The 23,300-nt window shown below is 60.1% G+C and carries 19 protein-coding genes and 1 pseudogene; 11 read left to right on the forward strand and 9 right to left on the reverse strand.

The genetic code is table 11. The features are described 5' to 3' along the window. The 6 genes and pseudogenes from lnt to irrA form a co-directional block, all read right to left on the reverse strand. Nucleotides 1-1,401 (reverse strand): apolipoprotein N-acyltransferase (gene lnt, locus E2L05_RS13040; RefSeq protein WP_133343343.1); only part of this gene is annotated, 1,401 nt, incomplete at its 3' end. Nucleotides 1,402-1,424: 23 nt separating this feature from the next. Further along, a complete protein-coding gene (locus E2L05_RS13045) occupies nt 1,425-2,321 on the reverse strand; it encodes a hemolysin family protein (protein ID WP_133343344.1) in 897 nt (298 codons plus the stop codon). A gap of 13 nt (nt 2,322-2,334) precedes the next feature. Next, nucleotides 2,335-2,865, reverse strand: coding sequence for an rRNA maturation RNase YbeY (gene ybeY / locus E2L05_RS13050; protein WP_133343345.1), 531 nt, complete (start codon nt 2,863-2,865; stop codon nt 2,335-2,337). Further along, nucleotides 2,849-3,862, reverse strand: a complete 1,014-nt coding sequence (locus E2L05_RS13055; RefSeq protein ID WP_133343346.1) for a PhoH family protein — start codon at nt 3,860-3,862, stop codon at nt 2,849-2,851. Before E2L05_RS13055 ends, ybeY begins: the two co-directional genes overlap by 17 nt. Before the next feature lie 111 nt (nt 3,863-3,973). Continuing rightward, nucleotides 3,974-5,302 (reverse strand): annotated as a pseudogene (miaB, locus tag E2L05_RS13060) (tRNA (N6-isopentenyl adenosine(37)-C2)-methylthiotransferase MiaB). A 78-nt stretch (nt 5,303-5,380) separates the two neighbouring features. After that, entirely contained in the window at nt 5,381-5,824 is a 444-nt protein-coding gene (irrA, locus tag E2L05_RS13065; RefSeq protein ID WP_133343347.1) for an iron response transcriptional regulator IrrA, read from the reverse strand. 204 nt (nt 5,825-6,028) lie between these two features. On the opposite strand from irrA, the gene fabA reads away from it, so the two are divergent. The 8 genes from fabA (at nt 6,029) to E2L05_RS13105 (ending at nt 17,402) form a co-directional block, all read left to right on the forward strand. After that, nucleotides 6,029-6,541 carry a bifunctional 3-hydroxydecanoyl-ACP dehydratase/trans-2-decenoyl-ACP isomerase gene (fabA, locus tag E2L05_RS13070; protein WP_133343348.1) on the forward strand — a complete coding sequence of 171 codons (513 nt, stop codon included), beginning with the start codon at nt 6,029-6,031 and terminating at the stop codon, nt 6,539-6,541. A gap of 42 nt (nt 6,542-6,583) precedes the next feature. Next, complete coding sequence (gene fabB / locus E2L05_RS13075; RefSeq protein WP_133343349.1) at nt 6,584-7,810, forward strand: beta-ketoacyl-ACP synthase I; 1,227 nt, start codon at nt 6,584-6,586, stop codon at nt 7,808-7,810. 6 nt (nt 7,811-7,816) lie between these two features. After that, nucleotides 7,817-8,605 carry an enoyl-ACP reductase FabI gene (locus tag E2L05_RS13080; protein WP_133343350.1) on the forward strand — a complete coding sequence of 263 codons (789 nt, stop codon included), beginning with the start codon at nt 7,817-7,819 and terminating at the stop codon, nt 8,603-8,605. Between the two features lie 141 nt (nt 8,606-8,746). Then, nucleotides 8,747-12,100 (forward strand): transglutaminase family protein, encoded by a 3,354-nt coding sequence (locus E2L05_RS13085; protein ID WP_133343351.1) that lies wholly within the window; start codon nt 8,747-8,749, stop codon nt 12,098-12,100. A gap of 4 nt (nt 12,101-12,104) precedes the next feature. Then, nucleotides 12,105-14,519, forward strand: coding sequence for a circularly permuted type 2 ATP-grasp protein (locus tag E2L05_RS13090; protein WP_133343352.1), 2,415 nt, complete (start codon nt 12,105-12,107; stop codon nt 14,517-14,519). A gap of 7 nt (nt 14,520-14,526) precedes the next feature. After that, nucleotides 14,527-15,423 carry a transglutaminase family protein gene (locus E2L05_RS13095; RefSeq protein WP_133343353.1) on the forward strand — a complete coding sequence of 299 codons (897 nt, stop codon included), beginning with the start codon at nt 14,527-14,529 and terminating at the stop codon, nt 15,421-15,423. A 308-nt stretch (nt 15,424-15,731) separates the two neighbouring features. Beyond that, nucleotides 15,732-16,733, forward strand: coding sequence for an isopenicillin N synthase family dioxygenase (locus E2L05_RS13100; protein WP_133343354.1), 1,002 nt, complete (start codon nt 15,732-15,734; stop codon nt 16,731-16,733). Between the two features lie 297 nt (nt 16,734-17,030). Continuing rightward, on the forward strand, nt 17,031-17,402 hold the full coding sequence (locus E2L05_RS13105) for a TfoX/Sxy family DNA transformation protein (protein WP_133343355.1): 372 nt from the start codon (nt 17,031-17,033) through the stop codon (nt 17,400-17,402). On the opposite strand, the gene ndk is transcribed toward E2L05_RS13105, so the two are convergent. After that, complete coding sequence (ndk, locus tag E2L05_RS13110) at nt 17,369-17,791, reverse strand: nucleoside-diphosphate kinase (protein ID WP_133343356.1); 423 nt, start codon at nt 17,789-17,791, stop codon at nt 17,369-17,371. The genes E2L05_RS13105 and ndk overlap by 34 nt on opposite strands. 129 nt (nt 17,792-17,920) lie before the next feature. Between ndk and E2L05_RS13115 the strand changes: the two genes are divergently transcribed. The 3 genes from E2L05_RS13115 (at nt 17,921) to E2L05_RS13125 (ending at nt 21,046) form a co-directional block, all read left to right on the forward strand. After that, the gene (locus E2L05_RS13115; RefSeq protein WP_133343357.1) at nt 17,921-19,771 is read left to right on the forward strand and encodes an ABC-F family ATP-binding cassette domain-containing protein; all 1,851 of its coding nucleotides are present in this window, start codon (nt 17,921-17,923) and stop codon (nt 19,769-19,771) included. A 4-nt stretch (nt 19,772-19,775) separates the two neighbouring features. Further along, nucleotides 19,776-20,399 carry a MarC family protein gene (locus tag E2L05_RS13120; RefSeq protein ID WP_133343358.1) on the forward strand — a complete coding sequence of 208 codons (624 nt, stop codon included), beginning with the start codon at nt 19,776-19,778 and terminating at the stop codon, nt 20,397-20,399. Nucleotides 20,400-20,464: 65 nt separating this feature from the next. Continuing rightward, nucleotides 20,465-21,046: a retropepsin-like aspartic protease family protein gene (locus tag E2L05_RS13125; protein WP_133343359.1), complete on the forward strand. Its 582-nt coding sequence runs from the start codon at nt 20,465-20,467 to the stop codon at nt 21,044-21,046. Between the two features lie 246 nt (nt 21,047-21,292). On the opposite strand, the gene E2L05_RS13130 is transcribed toward E2L05_RS13125, so the two are convergent. Next, on the reverse strand, nt 21,293-21,772 hold the full coding sequence (locus E2L05_RS13130) for a DNA polymerase III subunit chi (RefSeq protein ID WP_133343360.1): 480 nt from the start codon (nt 21,770-21,772) through the stop codon (nt 21,293-21,295). A gap of 6 nt (nt 21,773-21,778) precedes the next feature. Beyond that, nucleotides 21,779-23,254, reverse strand: a complete 1,476-nt coding sequence (locus E2L05_RS13135) for a leucyl aminopeptidase (RefSeq protein WP_133343361.1) — start codon at nt 23,252-23,254, stop codon at nt 21,779-21,781. Nucleotides 23,255-23,300 lie beyond the last annotated feature (46 nt).

A 23,300-nucleotide genomic window follows, 5' to 3' on the forward strand; every position in this document is an offset into this window, starting at 1 on the left:
CAATGCGTCCACCAGACGCCCCGCTGGATCAATGATCGCGGACACCCCGGTATTGGCCGCGCGGACCAGCGGCAGGCCCTGTTCCACCGCGCGCATCCGCGCAAGGCCAAGGTGCTGCTGCGGGCCAGCAAGGCGGCCAAACCATGCATCATTGGTGATTTGCACGATCCAATCGGGCCGCGGCATGCCCGTGGCCGACGCAGCGTGGCGCGGAAAAATCGCCTCGTAGCAGATCAGCGGCAACGCGCGACCAAGGCCAAATTCCGTCAGATCGATCAGGGCGCGGGACGGCCCCGGTGTGAAACCGCCCAAATAATTGGTCGCAAGGCCATGCAGCCCCAAGGCCTTGGCCAATTCCCCACCCGGAAAATACTCGCCAAAGGGAACCAGATGCACTTTGTCATAGACCTGCCCCACCTCACCATCGGGCCGAATGACTGCAAGCGCATTGCGTAAATCACCCCGGTCGTATCGTTGCGCCCCTATGATCGTCGGGGCGCCGCCCGCCGCATCGGCGATAGCCGCATCCTGATCAGGGCCCGTGCCAAGAAGATAATAAAGGCTGACCTCTGGCCAGACGACAAGCACAGGTGGCCCATTGTCCAGCGCGGGCGCACTGGTCAGATCCAGACTTCGCTGCCAGAAAACCGGAATCATCTCGCGCTGCCATTTGAGGTGCTGCGCGGCGTTGGGTTGCACGATGCGGATCACGGGGCGGCCCGCTTCGGTCGCAGCAGGCACAGCGCGCTCTGCCAGATCACCCGCGACAAGGCACAGGCCCAGAGCCACACCGCCCACGGCAACGACCAGCGCACGGTGCCGCGAGCCGGGGTGCAAGACCACTGAAAACGGCAGTGCCAACAGAACGGTCAGTGCGCCCAATCCATGCGGGCCGATCCATGCGCCCCACATCCGCAGCGGCGTTTCGACCCAGACCGACCCGAGAAGCCCCCAAGGAAACCCAGTAAAGATCACCGAGCGCAGCATTTCAGACAAAGTCAGCGTGACAACCAGCGCGGCCCCTCTGCGCCAATCACCAATCGGAGCAAGCCAAGCCGCAGCCGCAAACGCCGCCGCCCAGAAAAGCGCCAGCCCCCCCGCCATCAGCACCAGCGCAAATGGCGCCATCCAACCGTGGCGCGCGATATCAACCAGGAATGGCTCGACAATCCAGTGCAGCGTGACAGCAAAATAGCCCAGCCCGCACGCCCAGCCGATCCAAGCGGCGCGGCGTGGAGATGGCCCGTTCGCCGCCATGAAAAGCGCGCAGGACAGCGCCAAGACCGTGATCAAAGGTGCACTGAACGGCGCATGGCCAGCAGCCATGGCCGCACCAATGACAACGGCCCGCATACGCGGACCACATCGAGACCAAAGGCGTGTCAAAGGCGTGTCAGCCATGGCTGGTGCGGGGCGCCATTGACTCAGTCAGCAGGTTCAGAAGCGACCACCGGCACTTTGGGCACCTGAAGCCGCAACCTTTTGATCCGGCGCGGATCAGCATCAACAACTTCGATTTCGACGCCAGCGGGGTGTTTCACGATTTCCCCGCGCGCAGGCACCCGGCCCGTCAGCAAGAAGACCACACCACCAAGAGTATCCGCCCCATCATCGCTATCAGGGATCGACAGATCGATACCCACTTCTGCTTCGAATTCATCCAGAGGGGCGCGCGCCAACGCGACATAGACGCCCGGGCTTTCTTCGGCCCATGGCTGATCTTCGTCCACATCGTGTTCATCTTCGATCTCGCCGATGACCTGTTCGATCAGATCCTCGATCGTGACAACACCGTCTGTGCCGCCATATTCGTCGATCACCAGCGCCATGTGAATTCGCTGGCTTTGCATCTTCTGCAACAAGATCCCGATCGGCATAGAGGGCGGCGCATAGATGAGCGGACGCACCAGCTTTTTCAGATCGAAATCGTCTGTTGCGCCGTCAAAGCCGTATTGCAACGCCACATCCTTGAGGTGCACCATACCCAGCGGCATGTCCAAGGTGCTTTCAAACACAGGAAGCCGGGTGAAGCCGCTATCGCGAAACGCTTCGACAAGATCGGCAAGATCCGTGTCCACCGGAATGGCAACGATTTCCCCCTTGGGGATAGCAACGTCGGAAATCTGCATGCGGCGCAGGTTTGACAGGCCCGGACGCGAGGCCCCGTTAGAGCCGTGGCTCGTCTCTGTGGACTCGTCATGTTGCCTGCCGTCACGCGGCTTGACCTTTCGGCCCGTCAGAAGCCCCCAAAGGCTTCTGGAACTTTGCTCCGTCTGCTGCGCGCTTGGCGCTGCGCTAGACGACCCGTCGGCGTCCGTCATTGCTTCCTTCCAGTCACGCCACGGTGGCCGCGTCCGTCCCTGCATAGGGGTCGGGCAGTCCCATGGTCTTTAAAATTTCGCTCTCAAGCCCTTCCATAAGGGCAGCGTCGGCATCGTCGATGTGGTCAAAACCAAGAAGATGCAAGACACCATGCACCAGAAGGTGTGAAACATGCGTCGCCAATGGCACCCCGGCCACAGCCGCTTCTTTGCGGCAGACCCCGAATGCGATGGCGATATCGCCCAATTCGACCGGCTCACCATCCGAAGACGGGTCAGGCAAAACCGGCTGCGCACCGGGTTTGTCGGCCCCCCGTTCTTCGGATGGCCATGACAACACGTTCGTTGGTGCAGGTTTGCCCCTGAAATCGGCGTTCAGCGTGGCAATACGGGCGTCGTCGCAGCCTAACAGCGATATCTCATAGGCCGACGGCTTCATCCCGAGGTGCAGAAAAACCGCCTGTGCAGCCTGTTCGGCAAGGTTTTCCAACCCCAACTCCGCCCATGCGGGCAGTTCTGTGAGGGTATCAACCAGTGGCGGCATCGGCAGCATCATAGGCTTCGATGATTCGGGCGACCAATGGGTGACGCACAACATCTTTGGCAGTGAAATAGTTGAACGAAATCCCCTTCACGCCGCCCAGCAGGCTTTCCGCTTCGCGCAGGCCAGATTGAACCCCGCGCGGCAGATCGACTTGGCTACGGTCGCCCGTGATCACCATGCGCGACCCTTCGCCAAGGCGCGTCAGAAACATCTTCATCTGCATGGTCGTCGCGTTCTGCGCCTCGTCCAGCACAACAAAGGCGTTCGACAGCGTGCGCCCCCGCATGAAGGCCAAGGGAGCGATTTCGATTTTCTTTTCTTCGATCAGCTTATCGACCTGTTTGCCGGGCAAGAAATCATAAAGCGCGTCGTAGAGAGGGCGCATGTATGGATCCATTTTTTCCTTTTCGGTTCCGGGCAAAAAGCCAAGCCGTTCACCGGCCTCGACCGCAGGACGCGACAGGATGATCTTGTCCACCAAACCGTCGATGAACATCGACACACCCACGGCGACGGCCAGATAGGTCTTGCCCGTTCCCGCAGGCCCGATGCCAAAGGCTAGTTCCTGATCGTAAAGCGCCCGAACATAGGCCTTTTGGGCATCGGTGCGCGGCTCCACAGTCTTTTTGCGTGTGCGGATTTCGACTTGTTCGCGCTTGAACATCTCAAGCTGATCGGCGCCAACTTCTTCTGGGTCAGGACGCTTCATGCGCAATTCGCCGTCGATATCGCCCGCCTCAACGGTCTTGCCGACTTCGAGCCGCGCATAAAGCGCGTTCAGCGCATCTGCGGCCTGCGCTTGGACATCTGGCTCACCGAACAAGGCGAGCTGGTTGCCGCGTCGCAAAATTTGCACCCCGAGTGTACTTTCTATCTGGGCGAGATTGCGGTCGAACTGGCCGCAGAGGTCGATCAGCAGACGATTATCGGGGAACTCGAGCTTGACCTCTTGGGCCGCCGCACCCGGTTGGGGCGGGATCAACGCGCTGGTGTTCAAACATGACTCCTGAATGAAAGCTTCTTCCCCTAGCCTGCCAACTCCGACGGGGCATGGCAAGCGGGGCGACGCAAATGTCACGAATGCGAAACAATTCGAGCGGCAGAGTGCCTAGGCTTGCAGCACCACCGCCCGAAGCGAGTTTGCGGCGCTTTCAACGATGCGCACGGGAACGACTTTCCCGATCATCTCGGGCTCTGCATCCGCGTGAACGGCATGAAGGTGTTCTGACTTGCCAACAAGCTGGCCGGGTTTCCGCCCCAGCTTTTCAAACAGCACACTGGTTTCACGCCCCACCATAGCTTGTTGCGCCGAGCGTTGTTGTTCGGTCAGCAATGCCTGCAACCGGGCCAACCGTTCCGTCGCCACATCCGGATCAACCTGCGCCCGATCCGCCGCAGGCGTGCCCGGACGGCTGGAATACTTGAACGAATACGCCTGCCCGTAGCCGACCCGCCGAACCAGATCGAGCGTGGCTTCAAAATCTTCATCCGTCTCACCCGGAAAGCCGACAATAAAGTCGCCCGACAGCAGAAGGTCGGGTCGCACGGCGCGCAGCCGGTCGATCAGCGCGATATAGCTTTCGGCGGTGTGCTTGCGGTTCATGGCCTTCAAGATGCGATCAGAGCCAGACTGCACGGGCAAATGCAGATAGGGCATCAGCTTGGCACAATCGCCATGCGCCGCGATCAGATCGTCTTCCATGTCGTTTGGGTGCGATGTGGTAAACCGCAGCCTCTCAAGGCCCTCGACAGTCGCCAATTCACGGATCAGCCGTGCCAAACCCCATTCGCCGCCCTCTGGCGCCTGCCCGTGATAGGCGTTGACGTTTTGCCCAAGCAGCGTGATTTCACGCACCCCTCGGTCCACCAGATCCCGTGCTTCGCGCAAAACGCGGTCCGCCGGGCGGCTGACTTCAGCCCCGCGCGTGTAGGGAACGACGCAAAAAGCACAGAATTTATCGCATCCCTCCTGAACCGTCAGAAACGCGCTTGGCGCACGCTTTGCCTTTGGTCTGGCGGCAAGATGGTCAAATTTGTCTTCCTCGGGAAAATCCGTATCGAGCGCCTTGCCCCCCTCGCGCGCCTTCGCCTCAAGTTCGGGCAGCCGGTGATAACTTTGCGGGCCAACCACGAGATCGACCAAAGGCTGACGGCGCATGATCTCGCCGCCCTCTGCCTGCGCAACGCAGCCGGCCACGCCGATTTTAAGATCGGGTTTCGCCACCTTCAGGCCCTTCATCCGGCCCAATTCGGAATAGACCTTTTCGGCCGCCTTCTCGCGAATATGGCAGGTGTTGAGCAAAATCATATCGGCGTCATCTGCGGTGTCGGTGGCGACCTAACCGGATGCGCCCAAGGCTTCGGTCATACGCTCGCTGTCATAGACGTTCATCTGACAACCATAGGTCTTGATGAAGAGCTTCTTGGTCTCCGGCATCGGGCGTACTTTCGAGAAAATTCAGGGCATCGGGCTTTTGCGGGACTTACACAAAGCACCCGCGCGGCGCAATTCCCGTCAGGACGTGCGAGCCCGCCGCAAACGGATCACAACGTCAACCTTGGCAATCTCGGCCCCTTCCGGTGCGGTGGGCAAGCTGCGAATTTCCAACTCGCTGGCAGGCGCATCCGTCAACTCGGATGTTTCTTCCCAGAAGAAGTGCGGGTGATCGTCGGTGCGGGTATCAAAATAGCTTTTTGATCCGTCTACTGTAACTTCTTGCATCAAGCCCGCATCACAAAACGCGCGCAAAGTGTTGTAGACGGTGGCGAGCGCAACTTTTTCGCCGCTATCCACGACTTGAGCGTACAGGCTTTCCGCCGTCACATGACGGTTCTGACCGTCGCCGACAAGCAGCTCTGCCAGCAAAACGCGTTGCCGGGTCGGGCGCAGGCCCGCTTGACCAAGCCAATCGGTTGCGTCCGGCGTGTCTGTGCGATCGTTATGATGGTCGACGTTCATGGATCCTATATATGGTGCCTGCCCACCTTATTTCAAATGAAAACCGGTCGCAGGACAAATGCACCGGCCCACTCAGCCGCCCCTTGAGCTTAAAGGTAATCGTTCACAGGCAAATTCCGCGCTGTTCTGCCTGCCCTTGCCAGCAGTCCGACCCGGGTGCTATTGGACACGCCAAACCAGAAAAAACCCAAGGGAAGACACCGCATGGGAGACTATCCGACGCATTTCGACAAGGAAGGGCTGCTGGCCTGTGCACGCGGCGAACTTTTCGGCCCCGGCAATGCGCAGCTTCCAGCCCCCCCGATGTTGATGATGGATCGCATCACAGATGTTTCTTCCGATGGTGGCGCGCACGGCAAGGGCCACATCCATGCCGAGCTTGATATCGTGCCCGACCTGTGGTTTTTCCCCTGCCACTTCCCCGGCAACCCCGTCATGCCCGGCTGCCTGATGCTGGATGGCCTGTGGCAATTGACAGGCTTCAATCTGGGCTGGCGCGGCTGGCAAGGTCAGGGGTTCGCTCTTGGCGCTGGCGAGGTGAAACTTTCTGGCATGATCCGCCCAGACCGCAAGCTGGTCACTTACGAGATCGATTTCACGCGCGTGATCGACCGCCGCCTGAAGATGGGTGTCGCGGACGGCCGCGTTCTTGCCGACGGCGAACTTGTCTGCGCCGTGTCAAACATGAAAGTTGGCCTGGCTGCCGCCGAAGGCTAATCGCCCCATCACCCGCCGCTCCAGCAATTCGAGGAGAGCATTATGCGCCGCGTCGTCATCACCGGGTTCGGGATCGTTTCCCCTATCGGCAACACCGCCGAAGAAGTTAAAGACAGCTTGTTTCATGGCAAGTCGGGTATCCGGCCAGAGCCGGTCTATGCCGAATACGGCTTTCGAAGCCAGGTTGCCGGCATTCCCCAGATCGACCTGACCGAAGCCATCGACAAGCGACAGCTTCGTTTCATGGGGCCAACCGCAGCCTATGCCTATCTTGCGATGCAGCAGGCCATAGAAGACAGTGGTTTGACCGAAGCAGACGTCAGCAACGAACGCACGGGCTTGGTTGCCGGCTCTGGCGGGCCGTCCACATCGAATTTCTTTTCGGCCCATAAAATCGTGATCGAAAAGGGCGCACCCAAGCGCATGGGCCCCTTCATGGTGACGCGGTGCATGTCGTCCACCGTGTCTGCCTGCCTTGCCACCCCGTTCAAGATCAAGGGCGTCAACTATTCCATCACGTCGGCTTGTTCGACCAGCGCCCATTGCATCGGCAACGGCGCCGAATTGATCCAGATGGGCAAGCAAGACATCATCTTTGCAGGCGGCGGCGAAGAAGTTGATTGGACATTGTCATGTCTGTTCGACGCGATGGGTGCCATGTCCAGCAAGTACAACGACACGCCTGAAACCGCGTCTCGCGCCTTTGATGCAACCCGCGACGGGTTTGTGATTGGCGGCGGCGGCGGTATGGTCGTTCTGGAAGAACTGGAACACGCCAAAGCTCGCGGCGCGAAGATCTATGCCGAAGTCACGGGCTACGGCGCAACGTCCGACGGCCACGATATGGTCGCCCCGTCAGGCGAAGGCGGCGAGCGATCCATGCGTCAGGCCTTGTCCACCATCGGCGACCGCAAGGTTGATTACATCAACGCGCATGGCACATCGACTCCTGCGGGCGATGTCACCGAAGTCGAAGCGGTTCGCCGCGTGTTCGGCCGTGGCAGCACACCGCCCATGTCATCGACCAAATCGTTGACCGGGCACAGCCTTGGCGCGACCGGCGTGCATGAAGCGATCTATAGCCTTTTGATGATGGAAAATGACTTCATCACCGCTTCGGCCAACGTGACCGAACTTGATCCGGCGCTCGACGCGGCCGAGATCGTGACAGAACGGCGGGACGGTGTGACGTTGGACACAGTCCTGTCCAACAGCTTCGGTTTTGGCGGCACGAACGCCACTCTCATTCTTAGCAAATATCACGGATAAATAGAAATGCCTGACCTGATGAAGGGCAAGCGCGGGCTTGTCATGGGAGTCGCCAACGAGCGGTCTATCGCATGGGGTATTGCCCGATCCTTGGCTGCGGAGGGTGCAGAACTTGCGTTTTCCTATCAGGGCGAAGCGTTCGGCAAGCGGGTGGAACCGCTCGCCGCCAGTGTTGGCTCAGACATTCTGGTTGATGTGGATGTGACCGACGATGCGTCTCTTGATGCGGCTTTCGCCACATTGGCAAACCGCTGGGACAAGCTGGATTTTGTCGTGCATGCAGTGGCCTTTTCGGACAAGTCGGAATTGACCGGTCGTTTCTTGAACACGAGCCGCGCCAACTTTCTGAATTCGATGAACATCTCGTGCTATTCATTGATCGAGGTCGCGCGCCGCGCGCACCCGATGATGCCCGATGGCGGCACCATCATGACCCTGACCTATCAAGGGTCAAACAAGGTCACCCCTTTTTACAATGTGATGGGTGTGGCCAAGGCTGGTTTGGAAAGTGCCGTTCGGTATCTGGCCAATGATCTTGGCCCCGACGGCATCCGCGTCAATGCGATTTCGCCCGGTCCGATGAAGACGCTCGCGGGCGCGGCGATCGGTGGGGCACGCAAGACATACAAGACCACCGAGGCCAATGCGCCGCTCAGATCCAATGCAACGTTGGACGCGGTTGGCGGAACGGCCGTCTATCTCGCGTCGGATTTTGGCGCATGCACAACCGGCGAGATCATCCATGTGGATGGCGGCTATCATGTGCTGGGTATGGCACAGTCCGAGAACCTTTAAGTCAGCCGTCTTAACCCTGCTTGAAACATGAGCAGAACCTTGACACCTCGCGGATAACTTTGCGGCGCGGGATCATTGATCCGTTGCCTTTAGCGCGCCCCCGTCGCAGGCTTGTGAGCGACGCAGCCAGAAAGAGGCCCCATGTCCATTACGGCAAGTATCTATCATCTTACCCACTACAAATACGACCGCCCTGTTATGCTGGGGCCGCAAATCATCAGGCTCCGGCCGGCGGCGCATTCACGCACGCGGGTGATTTCGCATTCGCTCAAGGTCTCGCCCGGACCGTATTTCGAGAATCACCAGCAGGACCCCTATGGCAACTGGCTGGCCCGCTTCGTGTTTCCCGAGCCGGTGCGCGAGTTCAAGATTGAAGTCGATCTTGTGGCCGACATGTCGGTCTACAACCCGTTCGACTTCTTTGTCGAAGAAGCAGCCGAAGACTTCCCCTTTGAATACCCCGAAGATTCAGAGGTCGATCTGTCGATCTACCGCACGCCTGATCCGGCCGGGCCGCATCTGCGCAAGTTTCTTGCGTCCATTTCACGCGACAAGCAGCGCACGATTGATTTCCTCGTCGGGATCAACAGCCGCATCTCGAATGAAATCGGCTATGTCATCCGGCTTGAGCCCGGAGTTCAGACCCCCGAAGAAACATTTGAGACCGGCAAAGGGTCGTGCCGCGATACAAGCTGGCTTCTGGTGCAAACTCTTCGCCATCTTGGCCTCGCCGCGCGGTTCGTGTCTGGCTACCTGATCCAATTGAAACCCGACCTGAAGGCGCTTGACGGCCCTTCCGGAACGGATGTCGACTTCACAGACCTGCACGCCTGGTGCGAAGTGTACCTGCCCGGTGCAGGCTGGGTTGGGCTTGACCCGACCAGCGGCCTTTTGACTGGCGAGTCGCACATCCCGCTGGCCGCAACGCCGCATTACCGCAACGCCGCGCCAATTTCTGGCGGGTTCAATGCCGACGGCACGCCCGAAGTCGAATTTGATTTCGACATGAAGGTCATTCGCACCGCAGAGCATCCGCGCATCACAAAGCCTTTCTCAGACGACGCATGGGCGGCGCTGAACAAGCTTGGCCGCGATGTTGATGAACGTCTCGAGGCGGGCGACGTACGCCTGACCATGGGCGGTGAGCCGACGTTCGTGTCCATCGACGATTTCGAATCCGCAGAATGGAACAGCGACGCTGTTGGCCCGACCAAGCGGGTGCTGGCCGACAAGATGATCCGGCGGTTGCGGGATCGCTTCGCACCGGGCGGTTTCCTGCATTACGGCCAAGGCAAGTGGTATCCCGGCGAGACGCTGCCGCGCTGGACCTTCTCGCTGTATTGGCGGGGCGACGGCCAACCCATCTGGAACGATCCGGAACTTGTGGCCGAAGAAGGCACACGCGGCAATGTCGGCCCGGCAGAGGCTGAAGCCGTTCTGTCCAGCATCGCGGATCAACTGGGCATCGAGCAAGAGAATATCCTGCCCGCCTATGAGGATCCGGGCGAGTGGTTGTTGCGCGAATCGAACCTGCCGGAAAACGTCACGCCCGAGAATTCCAAACTGAAAGACGCCGAAGAACGGGCGCGCATCGCGCGGGTGTTTGACCGGGGTCTGACCGAGCCGGCCGGGTTCGCCTTGCCGGTTCAGAAATGGCAGGCGCGTTCTACAAGCGGTTGGCGGTCCGAGAAATGGAAGTTGCGGCGCAAGTACCTGTACCTCGTTCCAGGTGACAGCCCTGTCGGCTACCGACTGCCGCTGAACAGCCTGCCCTATGTGGCCCCTGTTGAGTATCCCTATACCTACCCGGCAGACCCGAACGAAGATCGCGGCCCGCTTCCCGACACAGGTCGCGCAGGCGAAGTCGGTGAAGCTGCGGCAGCGCGGGAACAACAGCGTGCCAGCTTCACGCCAGACGCCCCGCATGCAGAGCAGCGCGAACAACATGCCGCCCCGATCACGGAACTTGAAGGGCCGGTCCGCACCGCCCTGTCGATCGAACCGCGTGATGGTCGGCTTTGCGTGTTCATGCCGCCGGTGGAACGGATCGAGGATTACCTTGAGCTCGTCGAAGCGGCCGAAGCTGCGGCGGCCAAGCACAAGTTACCGCTTCATATCGAAGGGTATGCTCCGCCCCATGATTCGCGCATGAACGTGATCCGCGTCGCGCCCGACCCCGGCGTGCTTGAGATCAACATTCACCCGGCAGGAAACTGGGAAGAATGCGTTGCCACCACCGAAGCCGTCTATGAAGAAGCGCGTCAGTGCCGCCTTGGGGCTGACAAGTTCATGATCGATGGTCGGCATACCGGCACAGGCGGCGGTAACCACGTCGTCGTTGGCGGGTCCACGCCCATGGACAGTCCGTTCCTTCGACGGCCTGATCTGCTGAAAAGCCTGATCTTGTATTGGCAGCGGCATCCGTCGCTCAGCTATCTGTTCTCGGGGATCTTCGTTGGCCCGACCAGTCAGGCACCACGCATCGATGAGGCGCGGCTCGACACGCTGTACGAGCTGGAAATGGCGCTTGATCAGATCGTCCCACCCGATCAGGGCATGCCGCCGCTTCCTTGGCTGGTGGACCGTCTGCTGCGCAACAGCCTGATTGACGTGACCGGCAACACGCACCGGTCCGAGATTTGTATCGACAAACTCTATTCCCCCGATGGGCCGACCGGACGTCTGGGCCTTGTCGAGTTCCGCGGCTTCGAGATGCCGCCAGACCCGCGCATGAGCCTTGCCCAGCAAGTCCTGATCCGGGCCATCATTGCACGGCTTTGGGAGAACCCGATTTCGGGGAACCTGACCCGCTGGGGCACTGCCCTGCATGACCGGTACATGCTGCCGCATTATGTCTGGAATGACTTCGAAGACGTGATCCGCGATCTGCGCGAGCATGGTTTTGCGGTCGAACCGGAGTGGTTCAAGGCGCAGGCCGAGTTCCGTTTCCCCTTCTGCGGCGAGATCGAAGCCGAAGGTGTGAATCTGGAAATCCGGCAGGCGATGGAGCCGTGGCACGTATTGGGCGAAACCGGCGCGATTGGCGGAACAGTCCGCTACACGGACAGCTCGGTTGAACGCATTCAGGCCCGCCTGACAGCCGCCGATCCGGCGCGCTATGTCGTGACCTGTAATGGTCGGCAACTGCCCATGAAACTCACCGGCACAAACGGCGTGTCCGTTGGCGCGGTGCGGTACAAGGCATGGCAGCCGCCGCTGGCGCTTCATCCTGTGTTGCCTGTGGATGCGCCGCTGGTTTTCGACATCTATGACACGTGGACCGGCAAGGCGATGGCAGGATGTACCTATCACGTCGCGCATCCGGGTGGGCGGTCTTACGACACGTTCCCAATCAACGGCAACGAAGCCGAAGCGCGCCGTCTTTCGCGGTTCCAGTCCCACGGGCACACGCCTGGTGCCTATGTGCCGCCCGCAGAAGTTCCCCATCCGGAATTTCCAATGACACTCGATTTGCGTCGCAAACCGGGACTGTAAGACTATGAGCGGGCGGGAGCAAACACGAGACGACAGTCTCGCCCGCCTGCTGCAGGCCTATCGGCGCACAGCCGATCAAGCTGACGAACTTGTCTTTCCGAACGGAAGCCTGCGTCCGGTCTGGCAAGATCTCATGGCGCATCTGGCGCAACTCACGCCCGAAGAGATCGAAATGCGTTTTACACGCGGCGACCGCTATTTGCGGGACGCCGGTGTTTTCTATCGCAAATACGAAACCGAAGGCCCCGCAGAGCGGGATTGGCCGCTGAGCCATGTTCCTGTGATGATCGCAGAAACCGAATGGGATCGGATCACTGCCGGCCTGATACAGCGGGCGGACCTTCTGGAACGGGTCGTAGCCGATATTTACGGCGAGAACCGTCTGGTCGCTGATGGGTTCCTGCCGCCGTCGGTGATTGCGCAAAACCCGGCATGGCTGCGGCCATTGGTTGGAATTACCCCGCCCGGCGGGCATTTTCTGAATTTCGTCGCGTTCGAGATCGGGCGCGGGCCAGATGGTCGGTGGTGGGTTCTGGGTGATCGAACCGAAGCGCCCTCTGGCGCTGGATTCGCGCTGGAAAACCGCACGGCAAGTTCGCGCATTTTCCCCAATTTCTTTGCACGCAGCGACGTCCGGCGATTGTCGGGATTCTTTCGCGCGTTCCAGCAGGCAATGGAACCGACGGCCGGGCCAGACGGCAAAAAGGGCCGCATCGCGATTCTGACCCCCGGCCAGATGAACGACGCCTATTTCGAGCATACCTTCATTGCCCGTCACCTTGGTCTTTTGTTGACCGAGGGCGAAGACCTGACAATCCGCAAAGGTCGTGTCATGGTGCGCACCGTTGATGGATTGCAACCGGTCAGTGTGCTTTGGCGACGGCTCGATGCCGAAACCTGCGATCCCATTGAACTGGCAGCGACCAGCCAACTGGGCACACCGGGCCTTGTGGACGCGGTTCGTCAGGGCGGCGTGCGCATGATCAATGCCCTTGGTACGGGCATTCTGGAAACCCGCGCGCTGATGTCCTTTTTGCCGAAGATCAGCCGGGCGTGGACGGGCGGGCAGTTGACCCTTCCAAACATCGCGACGTGGTGGTGCGGGCAACCACGCGAACGCGATCATGTTTTGGCCAATCTTGACCGGATGATGATCGGCTCCGCCTACTCGACCCGGCTTCCGTTCGACGCAGGAGACGGCACGTCGATCGGCGGCGGAACCAACCTTGAAGCATTGTCTCGCCGTCTTGCCACCGAAGGGCGCGACCTTGTTGGCCAAGAGGCCGTGACGCTGTCCACAACACCGGCATGGTCTGATGGCGGGCTGGTCGCCCGGCCGATGGTGTTGCGCGTCTTCCTCGCCCGCACCCGCCAAGGTTGGCAAGCCATGCCCGGCGGATATGCCCGCATCGGCAGCGGGGCAAATACGGCCGCCATCGCCATGCAGCAGGGCGGTACGGTTGCAGATGTCTGGGTTGTTGGCGACTCAAAACCCCCGACCGAGCAGATCACCGCCGCACCCAGCGTTGTCACGCGCGCGCATTTGCAGGAAGCCGAAGCCCTTCCAAGCCGTGCCGCAGACAACCTGTTCTGGCTTGGTCGCTATCTGGAACGGGCGGAAGGCAACATGCGCCTGTTCCGGGCCTATCACGACCGCCGCGGCAGCGGCATGCCCGTCGAACAACCGTTGATGCAGGTCATGCAGGGGTTTATCGCCCCCGGAAGCCAGAACCTGCCCACCCCTCCTGCAAAGCTGGCGCAGAGCTTTGAGGTCCCGCTGGAGGCTGCGTTCAGATCGGCCAGTCGCGTGCGGGACCGGTTTTCGGTGGATGGAATGGTCGCACTGCACGATGTCGTGGACGCCTCGCGCAAAATGTCGATTACTCCGATGTCCGCAGACGATATCCCGCGCAAAGTGTCTGTCTTACTGCGGAAGATTACCGGCTTCTCGGGTCTTGTACATGAGAACATGTATCGCTCTATGGGTTGGCGGTTTCTCAGTCTCGGGCTGTCTTTGGAACGCGCGGCGAACATGTGCACGCTTCTGTCCCAGCTTTGCCAAGACGACGCCCCAGACGGGGCGCTTGATCTGGTTCTGGAACTGGGCGACAGCGCGATGTCGCATCGCACCCGGTATGCCGGGGCGGCGACGGCGGCCAGCGTATGTGATCTGATGGCCTTGGATGACACCAACCCACGCGCCGTTCTGTACCATTTGTCACGCGCAAAGACACATATCGACCACCTTCCCGGCTCATCCGAGAATGGGCGGTTGGCCCCGATGGCGCGGCTTGGGCTTCAGGTCCACACGCGTTTGGCCGTCGAAACGCCAGAGACGCTGAGCCCTGCCAAACTCACCGGGTTGCGATTGGGCATGTGGCGCCTGTCGGACCTCGTCTCAACCACGTATCTGAGCTGAATACGCCATGCGGTATGATATTCGTTTGCGGATCAACCACGACTATCCCGGCGCTGGCGGGATCGGTCGGCACCAGATCAGGGTTGTGCCCGCTGATATTCCGGGACGCCAAGCGCTGACGGTGCAGCAACTGGTCGTTACCCCTGCGGCGGCGGAATACATCACGCGCAAAGACTTCTTTGGCAACTCGACAACGATGGTGATGCACGACACCGCCCATTCCCAGATGAGCATTGCAATGCGATCCCAGGTGGAGATTTTTCCCCTCAGCGGGAACTTCGACACGTCCGTCACCCTGAATGAATTGCCCCGCGAAATCGCCTCTATAACGTCACTGTCGGCGGATGCGCCCCATCATTTCCTCGGGGCCTCGCCCCGACTGCCCCCAAATCAAGACATGGCAGCCTATTCACGTGCCTGCGTCTCGCCCGGAATGACAACGCGCGATGCGGTCGAAGCGGTCGGCGCCCGGTTGCATGCCGATCTTGCCTTTGACGCGCAGGCGACGACCGTGGAAACTCCCGCAGCAGAGGCCTTTGCCGTGCGCCGCGGGGTTTGTCAGGATTTCACGCATATCATGATCATCTGCCTGCGCAGCCTGGGCGTGCCTGCGGCCTATGTCAGCGGCTATCTTCGGACCGAACCACCGCCCGGCCAACCCCGGCTTGAGGGCGCCGACGCCATGCATGCCTGGGTCCGGGCCTGGTGCGGCAAAGATGCCGGTTGGGTAGAGTATGACCCGACAAATGCCGTCGAACCGGCCTCCGATCACGTGGTGGTGGCCTTTGGCCGGGATTACGACGACATTGCGCCCGTCCAAGGCATCTTGCGAAGCTCAGGGCCGAATGTCAGCGCGCAGTCTGTCGATGTAATCCCGTCAGCGTCGCAGGTCCGCAACGCATAGAACACGCCGCCAGTAGCATTTTTCGCCCAGAATATAATCTATCAAGCTATTTTGGCCCATATTATGTGCGAAAATCGCTGTGCTACTGCTTGGCAGGCGCCCTTGTTTGCAGTTCCAGGTTTCAGGCCAGCCGCTTTCCAGCCAGTCTGTGAGGTAGGCGGCGCACGATGGTTCCCCTGTCCTCCCTTGTGAAGCGTCGTGCGCCAGCCCAACCGTCATTGCCGTAAGCGGCGACCCCGGAGTAGAAGCAGTCAGGCACAGAGGTGCCCGGTCATTGCTCCAGCACCTTTATGCTGGAAGGACAACGAATGACTAAAACGCTTCAAGAACTCGATCGTGAATCAAGAATCGGGGGTATTGGTCGGGAACGCACCCGCGACGTTGCCCTGATCGACCTCTCTGATTTCGATGCCCGCAAGACTGAAATTGCCGACGCGTTATGGCATGCGGCCACGGGTTTAGGTCTGTTCCAACTGTCCGGCCACGGGATTCCACTTGAGCAAATTGAAGACGCGTTTGATCTTTCGGCGGCCTTTTTCGATCTACCGGAAAAGGACAAGGCGCAGATGCCGCTTCGGCCCGGCACCAACGCAGGCTGGGAGTTCAAAAGCCAGGTGCGCCCGTCGACCGGCACACCGGATCAAAAGGAAAGCTATCAGATCACCCGCCCCCGCATGGAGGGTTTGTGGCCAGACGACAGCACATTGCCCGGCTTTCGGGACAAGATGCTGGCCTTCGAACGCGCCAACTGGGAGGTCGCCATGAAGGTCTTGTCGTGTTTTGCCCTGAAGTTGGGGTTCGACGAGGCGTTCTTCACGCATCACCACGACCAAAGCAGCCCAGAGTACCAGTCCACGCTGCGCCTGATCCACTATCTGCCAATGAGCAATGCCAAACCTGAAGATTTCGAAGGGTGGCGCGCCGGAGCGCATACTGACTTCGACTGTCTGACCCTGCTTCATCAGAAAACGGGTCAGGGCGGGCTTCAAGTCATCCCCGGCTCCGAAGCCGAGGGCGGCGAGTGGACCAGCGTTGAACCCATAACCGGGATCATCACCTGCAATATTGGCGATATGCTCATGCGATGGTCAGACGATAAATTGCTGTCAAACCCGCATCGGGTGCGGATGCCCCGGCAAGACGAATATCTCGGGCCGCGCTATTCCATCCCGTTTTTCGCACAGGCAAACCGCGACTCGGTCCTGCAAGGCCCCGAGAAACGGTATCCCCCCATCACCGCCGCCGATTACATCCAAAGTCGCCTATCTGCGAATTTCGAGGCCCTGAAAGCGCGAAAATCAGGGAATTGAGGCAAATTCAGTGTGGCATCGCAACGACACGGCCCCGGATTTCCATACTTTGGTAACCATTGTGCGCGATAAGGGTGGATTTCGTAATTAAATTACTTTGTGATGGACGCATATAAAGGAGCGTCCCCAATGCCCAACACATCTGACCAAACCCCGCCTCGCCAAACTGTTCCCCCAATGTCGCGCCGTCCTCGCCCGGACCCGATCAAGACATACGAATTCAAAGACTGGGCGATGATCTGATCGCGGCCTGACATGCCTCTTGTCTGACCGGCCGTGGGCGGGCACAACCAGCCCATGGCCACACCAATCACAAGCATCCGAAATCTGGGCACGGCGATGTCCGCTGCCTTCACTGCTGTTGGCATTGAAGACGCAGAAACGCTGCAAGAGATTGGCGCAGATGAGGCGTATGCCAAGCTTCTGGCAAATGGCCATCGCCCGCACTTCATAGCGTATCTCGCCGTCGCGCTTGGCCTTCAGGGCCGCCACTGGAACGACATTGAGCCCGCTGAAAAAACCGCGTTCAGGTCACGATTCGACTCAATCAAATCCCGCAGACCGTTACAAAACGCGAAGGGCCGCACCCCGATAGATGCGGCCCTTGCTGAAATCGGTGTCATCGAAAGAGCGGCTCAGCCGACCAGTTCAAGACCCGAGAAGAAGTAAGAGATTTCTTCCGCTGCGGTTTCTGGTGCGTCAGACCCGTGAACAGAGTTTTCGCCAACACTTTCAGCAAACTCTGCGCGAACAGTGCCCTGCGCTGCATCGGCGGGGTTGGTCGCGCCCATGACTTCGCGATTCTTGGCAATCGCGCTTTCGCCTTCCAGAACCTGAACGACAACAGGGCCGGATGCCATGAATTCGCACAGTTCGTCATAGAACGGGCGTTCTGCGTGCACGGCATAAAACGTGCCGGCTTGCGCCTTGGACAAGTGAATCCGCTTCTGCGCAACGATGCGCAGACCAGCTTCTTCGAATTTTGCGTTGATCTTGCCAGTCAGGTTACGCTTCGTTGCGTCGGGCTTGATGATCGACAATGTGCGCTCGGTGGCCATAACTTTACTCTTTCCGCTAGCGGCGCGCAGGCCCCTTGCCTGCGTTTCGGTCCAGCGCGTGCTATCACGCTGCGGACGTGTTGAAAAGCTGCGATTGACGCCAAGCCCGCGCTACGGCACAGGGGGCGCATGCTCAGAATTAGTGATATTTCCTACTCCGTCGAAGGGCGGCCCCTTTTAGAAGGGGCAAGCGCCGATATTCCCACCGGCCACAAGGTTGGTCTGATCGGTCGCAATGGCACCGGCAAGACCACGCTGTTCCGGTTAATCCGGGGCGAGCTGACGTTGGAAGGCGGGACAATCTCGTTGCCATCGCGCGCCCGGATCGGCGGCGTCGCACAAGAAGTGCCCGCGTCTGCCACGTCGCTTATTGATACGGTGCTTGCGGCTGACACGGAACGCGCCTCGCTTTTGGCCGAAGCCGACGCCGCGACCGACCCCGCACGGATCGCAGAAATTCAAACAAGGCTGGCCGATATCGATGCCTGGTCTGCCGAAGGTAGGGCCAGCGCCATTCTCAAGGGTCTTGGCTTTGACGACCGCGAACAACGCATGCCGTGTTCTGATTTCTCTGGCGGGTGGCGTATGCGGGTGGCTTTGGCGGCGGTGCTGTTCGCCCAGCCCGATCTGCTACTACTCGACGAACCGACCAACTATCTGGACCTTGAAGGCGCGGTCTGGCTGGAAAGTTATCTGGCGAAATATCCTCATACCGTGCTGATCATCAGCCACGACCGAGGGTTGTTGAACCGCGCTGTGAACGGCATCCTACATCTGGAAAGCCGCAAACTGACTTTCTACCAAGGCCCTTATGACCAGTTTGCTCGTCAGCGCGCCGAACAGCGCGCCGTGCAAGCCGCGCAGGCCAAAAAGCAAGACCTGCAGCGCGCGCACCTGCAAAGCTTCGTGGACCGCTTCAAAGCCAAGGCAAGCAAGGCCAAGCAGGCCCAATCCCGCGTGAAGATGCTGGAAAAGATGACACCGATCACCGCGCCCGAAGATGCGGCAACGCAGGTGTTCAGCTTCCCCCAACCAGAAGAACTATCGCCCCCCATCATTAACCTTGAAGGGGTTCAGGTTGGCTATGGCGGCCCACCCGTGCTGTCGCAACTGTCCCTGCGGATCGACCAAGACGACCGGATCGCGCTTCTGGGCAAGAACGGCCAAGGCAAGTCGACCCTGTCCAAGCTGCTTTCAGGGCGGCTTGATCCTATATCTGGGCGCATGACGACCTCTACCAAGCTGCGCATCGGCTATTTCGCCCAACATCAGGTGGATGAGCTGTATATTGATGAAACTCCGCTTCAGCATTTGCAGCGGGAACGCCCAGAGATGGCGCAATCCAAGCTGCGTGCGAAACTGGCCGGTTTTGGGCTTGGTGCCGATCAGGCCGCGACCGAAGTGCGTCGCCTGTCGGGCGGACAAAAAGCAAGGCTTTCGCTGCTGCTGGCCACGCTGGATGCGCCACATCTTCTGATTCTCGATGAACCAACAAACCACCTCGACATGGAAAGTCGCGAAGCGTTGGTGTCGGCCTTGTCAGACTATACCGGCGCGGTCATTTTGGTGAGCCACGACATGCACCTGTTGTCGCTTGTGGCGGACCGGTTGTGGCTGGTCAGCGCCGGGCGCGTGGTCCCGTATGAGGATGATCTCGAAGCGTACCGCAAGATGCTGCTGGCAGGCGACCCCAAGCCTGAATCGACGAAGCCCGCCAAACCCGCGCCGAAACGCCTGTCGCGCGATGCGGTCATGGCCTTGCGCGCAGACGTACGCAAAAGCGAAGAGCGGGTAAGCAAGCTCAACCAGATGCGTGATAAACTGGCCAAGAAACTGGCAGACCCCGCGCTGTATGAAGCGGACAAAGTCGGTGAAGCAGAGGTTTGGCAACGCAAATACGCCGAAGTCATGACAGCCCTTGATCGGGCCGAAGATCTTTGGCTGGGTGCACAAGAGAAACTGGAACGGGCACAAGGGTAATCCAATGGACATGGCATCGGCGCTGACAAGCTTTGTCACCCTGCTTGTGGTGATCGACCCGATTGGCACCGCCCCCATGTTCGTGGCCCTGACAGCCGGCATGAGCGCCGCCCGTCGTCGCGTGGTCGCCATGCGCGCTTGTGCCATCGCGGTTTTCATTCTTACCGTGTTCGGGCTGGCCGGGAACACGGTGCTGGAATCGCTGGGTATTTCGCTGCCCGCTTTCCGAATTGCGGGCGGTCTTTTGTTGTTCCTGATCGCCGTGGACATGCTGTTTGAACGGCGCACCAAGCGCCGCGAAGATCGCGCGCAGGAAGACGATGAGCATGATCCATCCGTCTTTCCATTGGCCACACCGCTGATCGCCGGCCCCGGCGCGATGGCGGCAATGATCTTGTTGAACACAGGCACCGATGTCGACTGGATCGATAAACTTGAAGTGCATCTGGTCATGTTCGCCGTGATCAGCCTTGTTCTGGCGATGTTCATGATCGGGGGGCTTATCGAAAAGGCATTGGGGCGCACGGGTATTCTTGTGGTTACACGATTGCTGGGCATGCTTTTGGCCGCGCTTTCGGTGCAATTCGTGCTGGATGGGCTGGCCGCGCTCGGCGTGATGCCGGGCTGACCCTGACATCTGCGGCAACGCCCCCTATGTGTTACGCAGAGAGTAGCAGATCGGGTACGGGCCGCATGAACGCCGAAAACATCGCATCATTGATTTACCTGTCTCTTCTGGGAACAGTGGTCGCGGGTTATTTTCTCGTCGCCAATCGGCACCGCATGGGCAAAGTCGCGCAACAGGCCGCGATTTGGGCGCTGATCTTCGTTGGCGTCGCTGCGGGCGCAGCACTTTGGGATGATATTCGCAGCACATCGGTCGGGCGGCAGGCCGTGTCGCAGCAAGGCAGCAAGATCGAAGTCACGCGCGGGCCTGGCGGCCACTATACCCTGACGCTTGGGATCAATGGCGCTGCAGTCGATTTCCTGGTCGACACCGGCGCGACAGAGATTGTGCTTACCATGGAAGACGCGGAACGCGCTGGTATAAATGAGGCCGATCTGCGGTTCACCGGGCGCGCATCCACTGCGAACGGGATGGTCCAGACGGCATCAATCACGCTCGATACAGTCGAACTTGGCGGGCATGTGGACCAAAACGTGCCTGCACAAATCAGCAGCGGCGCGATGCCGGGATCTTTGCTGGGGATGCGCTATCTGTCGCGGTTTTCATCACTTTCCATCGAAGGCAACACGTTGACGTTGGTTCGATAGCCCCAAAAAACACGGTAGGGTGCATGCACTGATCTGGCACATGCACCCCGGGCCGTGCCGCAAGGGGGGAAACCTTGGGCACAGCTGACGCGTGTCAGTCCGACGGTGCTGTATATGGATGCCCTGCCCGTCTTAAGGTCGGCCAAATTGCAGAGCATCAGCAGCGATCTGACGCCTTCTAACTAGCAAAGGCCGCGATAGCCGAATGTGCGCGCAGGCACATTTGCACGGAAAAAGTGTAAACTGCTAGGCGCGCTGGTCGGCAGCAGGCACCGACCGTTCCATCGCCCATCGGCCCGATGCCTCGGACCAGTATTCAGCGCCAAGGCCTGCGCCCGTCAGCACTTTCCATTGTCCGCGCGCATGGGCCAACGCGTCGGCGTCATGCCCATCGAAAAAGATGAACGTCCGGTCCAGTTGCGCGACGTCTTCGGGGCTGACCGGCGCGCCTTCCAGGCACATCAGGCAGTCAATACCCGCGTGAAGCCTGTCCTCCGGGTCGAGCAGGATGGGCTGCAAGGCATCGTGCTCCCCGCCGGCCACGCCATGTGGCAAGAACGGATCGTCAGACCCAAACCAAAGCTTCTGGTCGAACCACGCGGCCCGCTCAGCCGTGGAACAGCGCATTTGCACGCGCATCCCGGCATCAAGCGCCCTACGCAGAAGCTTGGGCAAAGTCTGTTCCACCGGGGCGCGCGTCAGGTGATAGAACCGCAAAACGCCCATGCTGCCTTAGCCCTCGAACCGATCCGCGACCAGTCGGTCCAGCGCCAGAACACCCCATCCCGTCGCCCCCTTGGGAGCGAAACGGCCCGGCTCCGGCGGCAAGGCAACACCGGCAATGTCCAGATGCATCCAAGGAACGGAGTCACGAACGAACCGCTTGAGGAAATGTGCAGCCGTTATGGCCCCCGCCGCGCGGCCGACAGAATTGCGCATATCGGCAACCCGGCTTTTCAACCCTTTGTCATAGGCCATATCGAGCGGAAGCCGCCACGCGCCCTCGCTTTCAGTCGCCGCTGATTTCAGAAAGGCGTCGGCCAGCGCATCATCATTGGCAAATACGCCAGCCTTTTCGTGGCCCAGCCCGACAATGACCGCTCCAGTCAGCGTCGCAAGATCGATCATTGCAGCCGGTTCAAACCGTTCCTGCGTGTACCAAAGCACATCGGCCAGAACCAATCGCCCCTCTGCGTCGGTGTTGATCACTTCGATGGTGTCGCCCTTCATGGACCGGATCACGTCGCCCGGACGCATCGCATCTGCATCCGGCATGTTTTCAACCAGACCAACAATCCCGACGACATTCGCCTTGGCCTTGCGCATGGCCAGCGTGCGCATCACGCCAGACACGACCCCCGCCCCGCCCATGTCGGCCGTCATTTCCTCCATGCCTTGCGCCGGTTTAATACTGATGCCGCCGGTATCGAAAATGACACCTTTGCCGACCAACGCAAGCGGGGCTTCGTCGCCGCCACCGTTCCAGCGCATCACCACAACCTTGGACGGGTTGACCGACCCACGCCCAACCGCGAGCAGCGTGCGCATGCCCAATTTCTCCAGCTCTGGCTCATCCAGAACTTCAACATCCAACCCGAGGCTTTTCATTTCGGTCAACTGATCCGCAAACGCCGTGGTGGTAAGCACATTCGCGGGCGCATTCACCAAATCGCGGGTAAAGAAAACGCCCGCCGCCCGTGCCCCGTTATCAGCCGCAGCCAGCGCCATATCGTCAGGTTTGGTGACCATGATCCGTACCGGGCCGGGCGCGTCCTCTGCCCCCGCCCCTTTGGTCTTGTGATCCGTGAAGCCATAGTCGCGCAGCGCAAGCCCCAGCGCGATTTGCGGCGCCTGCGGCAAGGCCCCGGCGAGGACCAAAAGTGGACGACGACCGCGCGGCGCCGCAATCGTTGCTCCTGCGCGCCGCGCCGCATCGTTCGATGCGCGACGATCCAGCTTGATCACTTGTACCGCCTCTGCCGCCATGCCGACCGGAAACGCCAGGTCGAACCCGGCACCTACAGCCAGATCGGCAAACCGGTCACTGCCAGCCGCCCGTTCCAAAGCCCCGCGCATCAGCCGATTCACCCGCCGAGCAGGTTGGCCCAGCGTCCCGTCCGGCGCGACAAAGACCGCGACGCGCCCTTCCGCCGCAGCGATGTCATCAAGCGAGAGAGGGATAAAGCCGACGTCGGTTGGCGTGGTCATGGCAAGCCTTTTTTATTCCTGAAAACGCCCCATTCCTAAACGTGAC

This window comes from Meridianimarinicoccus aquatilis (assembly GCF_004358675.1).
GTDB lineage: Bacteria > Pseudomonadota > Alphaproteobacteria > Rhodobacterales > Rhodobacteraceae > Meridianimarinicoccus > Meridianimarinicoccus aquatilis.

Bases quoted from the DNA above. Each gene is read 5' to 3' on its own strand.
- E2L05_RS13090 (WP_133343352.1), top strand. From the start codon at position 12,105: ATGAGCGGGCGGGAGCAAACACGAGACGACAGTCTCGCCCGCCTGCTG.
- E2L05_RS13100 (WP_133343354.1), top strand. From the start codon at position 15,732: ATGACTAAAACGCTTCAAGAACTCGATCGTGAATCAAGAATCGGGGGT.
- E2L05_RS13125 (WP_133343359.1), top strand. From the start codon at position 20,465: ATGAACGCCGAAAACATCGCATCATTGATTTACCTGTCTCTTCTGGGA.
- E2L05_RS13105 (WP_133343355.1), top strand. From the start codon at position 17,031: ATGGCCACACCAATCACAAGCATCCGAAATCTGGGCACGGCGATGTCC.
- E2L05_RS13080 (WP_133343350.1), top strand. From the start codon at position 7,817: ATGCCTGACCTGATGAAGGGCAAGCGCGGGCTTGTCATGGGAGTCGCC.
- E2L05_RS13135 (WP_133343361.1), bottom strand. From the start codon at position 23,254: ATGACCACGCCAACCGACGTCGGCTTTATCCCTCTCTCGCTTGATGAC.
- ybeY (WP_133343345.1), bottom strand. From the start codon at position 2,865: ATGCCGCCACTGGTTGATACCCTCACAGAACTGCCCGCATGGGCGGAG.
- irrA (WP_133343347.1), bottom strand. From the start codon at position 5,824: ATGAACGTCGACCATCATAACGATCGCACAGACACGCCGGACGCAACC.
- E2L05_RS13085 (WP_133343351.1), top strand. From the start codon at position 8,747: ATGTCCATTACGGCAAGTATCTATCATCTTACCCACTACAAATACGAC.
- E2L05_RS13115 (WP_133343357.1), top strand. From the start codon at position 17,921: ATGCTCAGAATTAGTGATATTTCCTACTCCGTCGAAGGGCGGCCCCTT.
- E2L05_RS13120 (WP_133343358.1), top strand. From the start codon at position 19,776: ATGGACATGGCATCGGCGCTGACAAGCTTTGTCACCCTGCTTGTGGTG.
- fabB (WP_133343349.1), top strand. From the start codon at position 6,584: ATGCGCCGCGTCGTCATCACCGGGTTCGGGATCGTTTCCCCTATCGGC.
- ndk (WP_133343356.1), bottom strand. From the start codon at position 17,791: ATGGCCACCGAGCGCACATTGTCGATCATCAAGCCCGACGCAACGAAG.
- E2L05_RS13045 (WP_133343344.1), bottom strand. From the start codon at position 2,321: ATGACGGACGCCGACGGGTCGTCTAGCGCAGCGCCAAGCGCGCAGCAG.
- E2L05_RS13130 (WP_133343360.1), bottom strand. From the start codon at position 21,772: ATGGGCGTTTTGCGGTTCTATCACCTGACGCGCGCCCCGGTGGAACAG.
- E2L05_RS13095 (WP_133343353.1), top strand. From the start codon at position 14,527: ATGCGGTATGATATTCGTTTGCGGATCAACCACGACTATCCCGGCGCT.
- fabA (WP_133343348.1), top strand. From the start codon at position 6,029: ATGGGAGACTATCCGACGCATTTCGACAAGGAAGGGCTGCTGGCCTGT.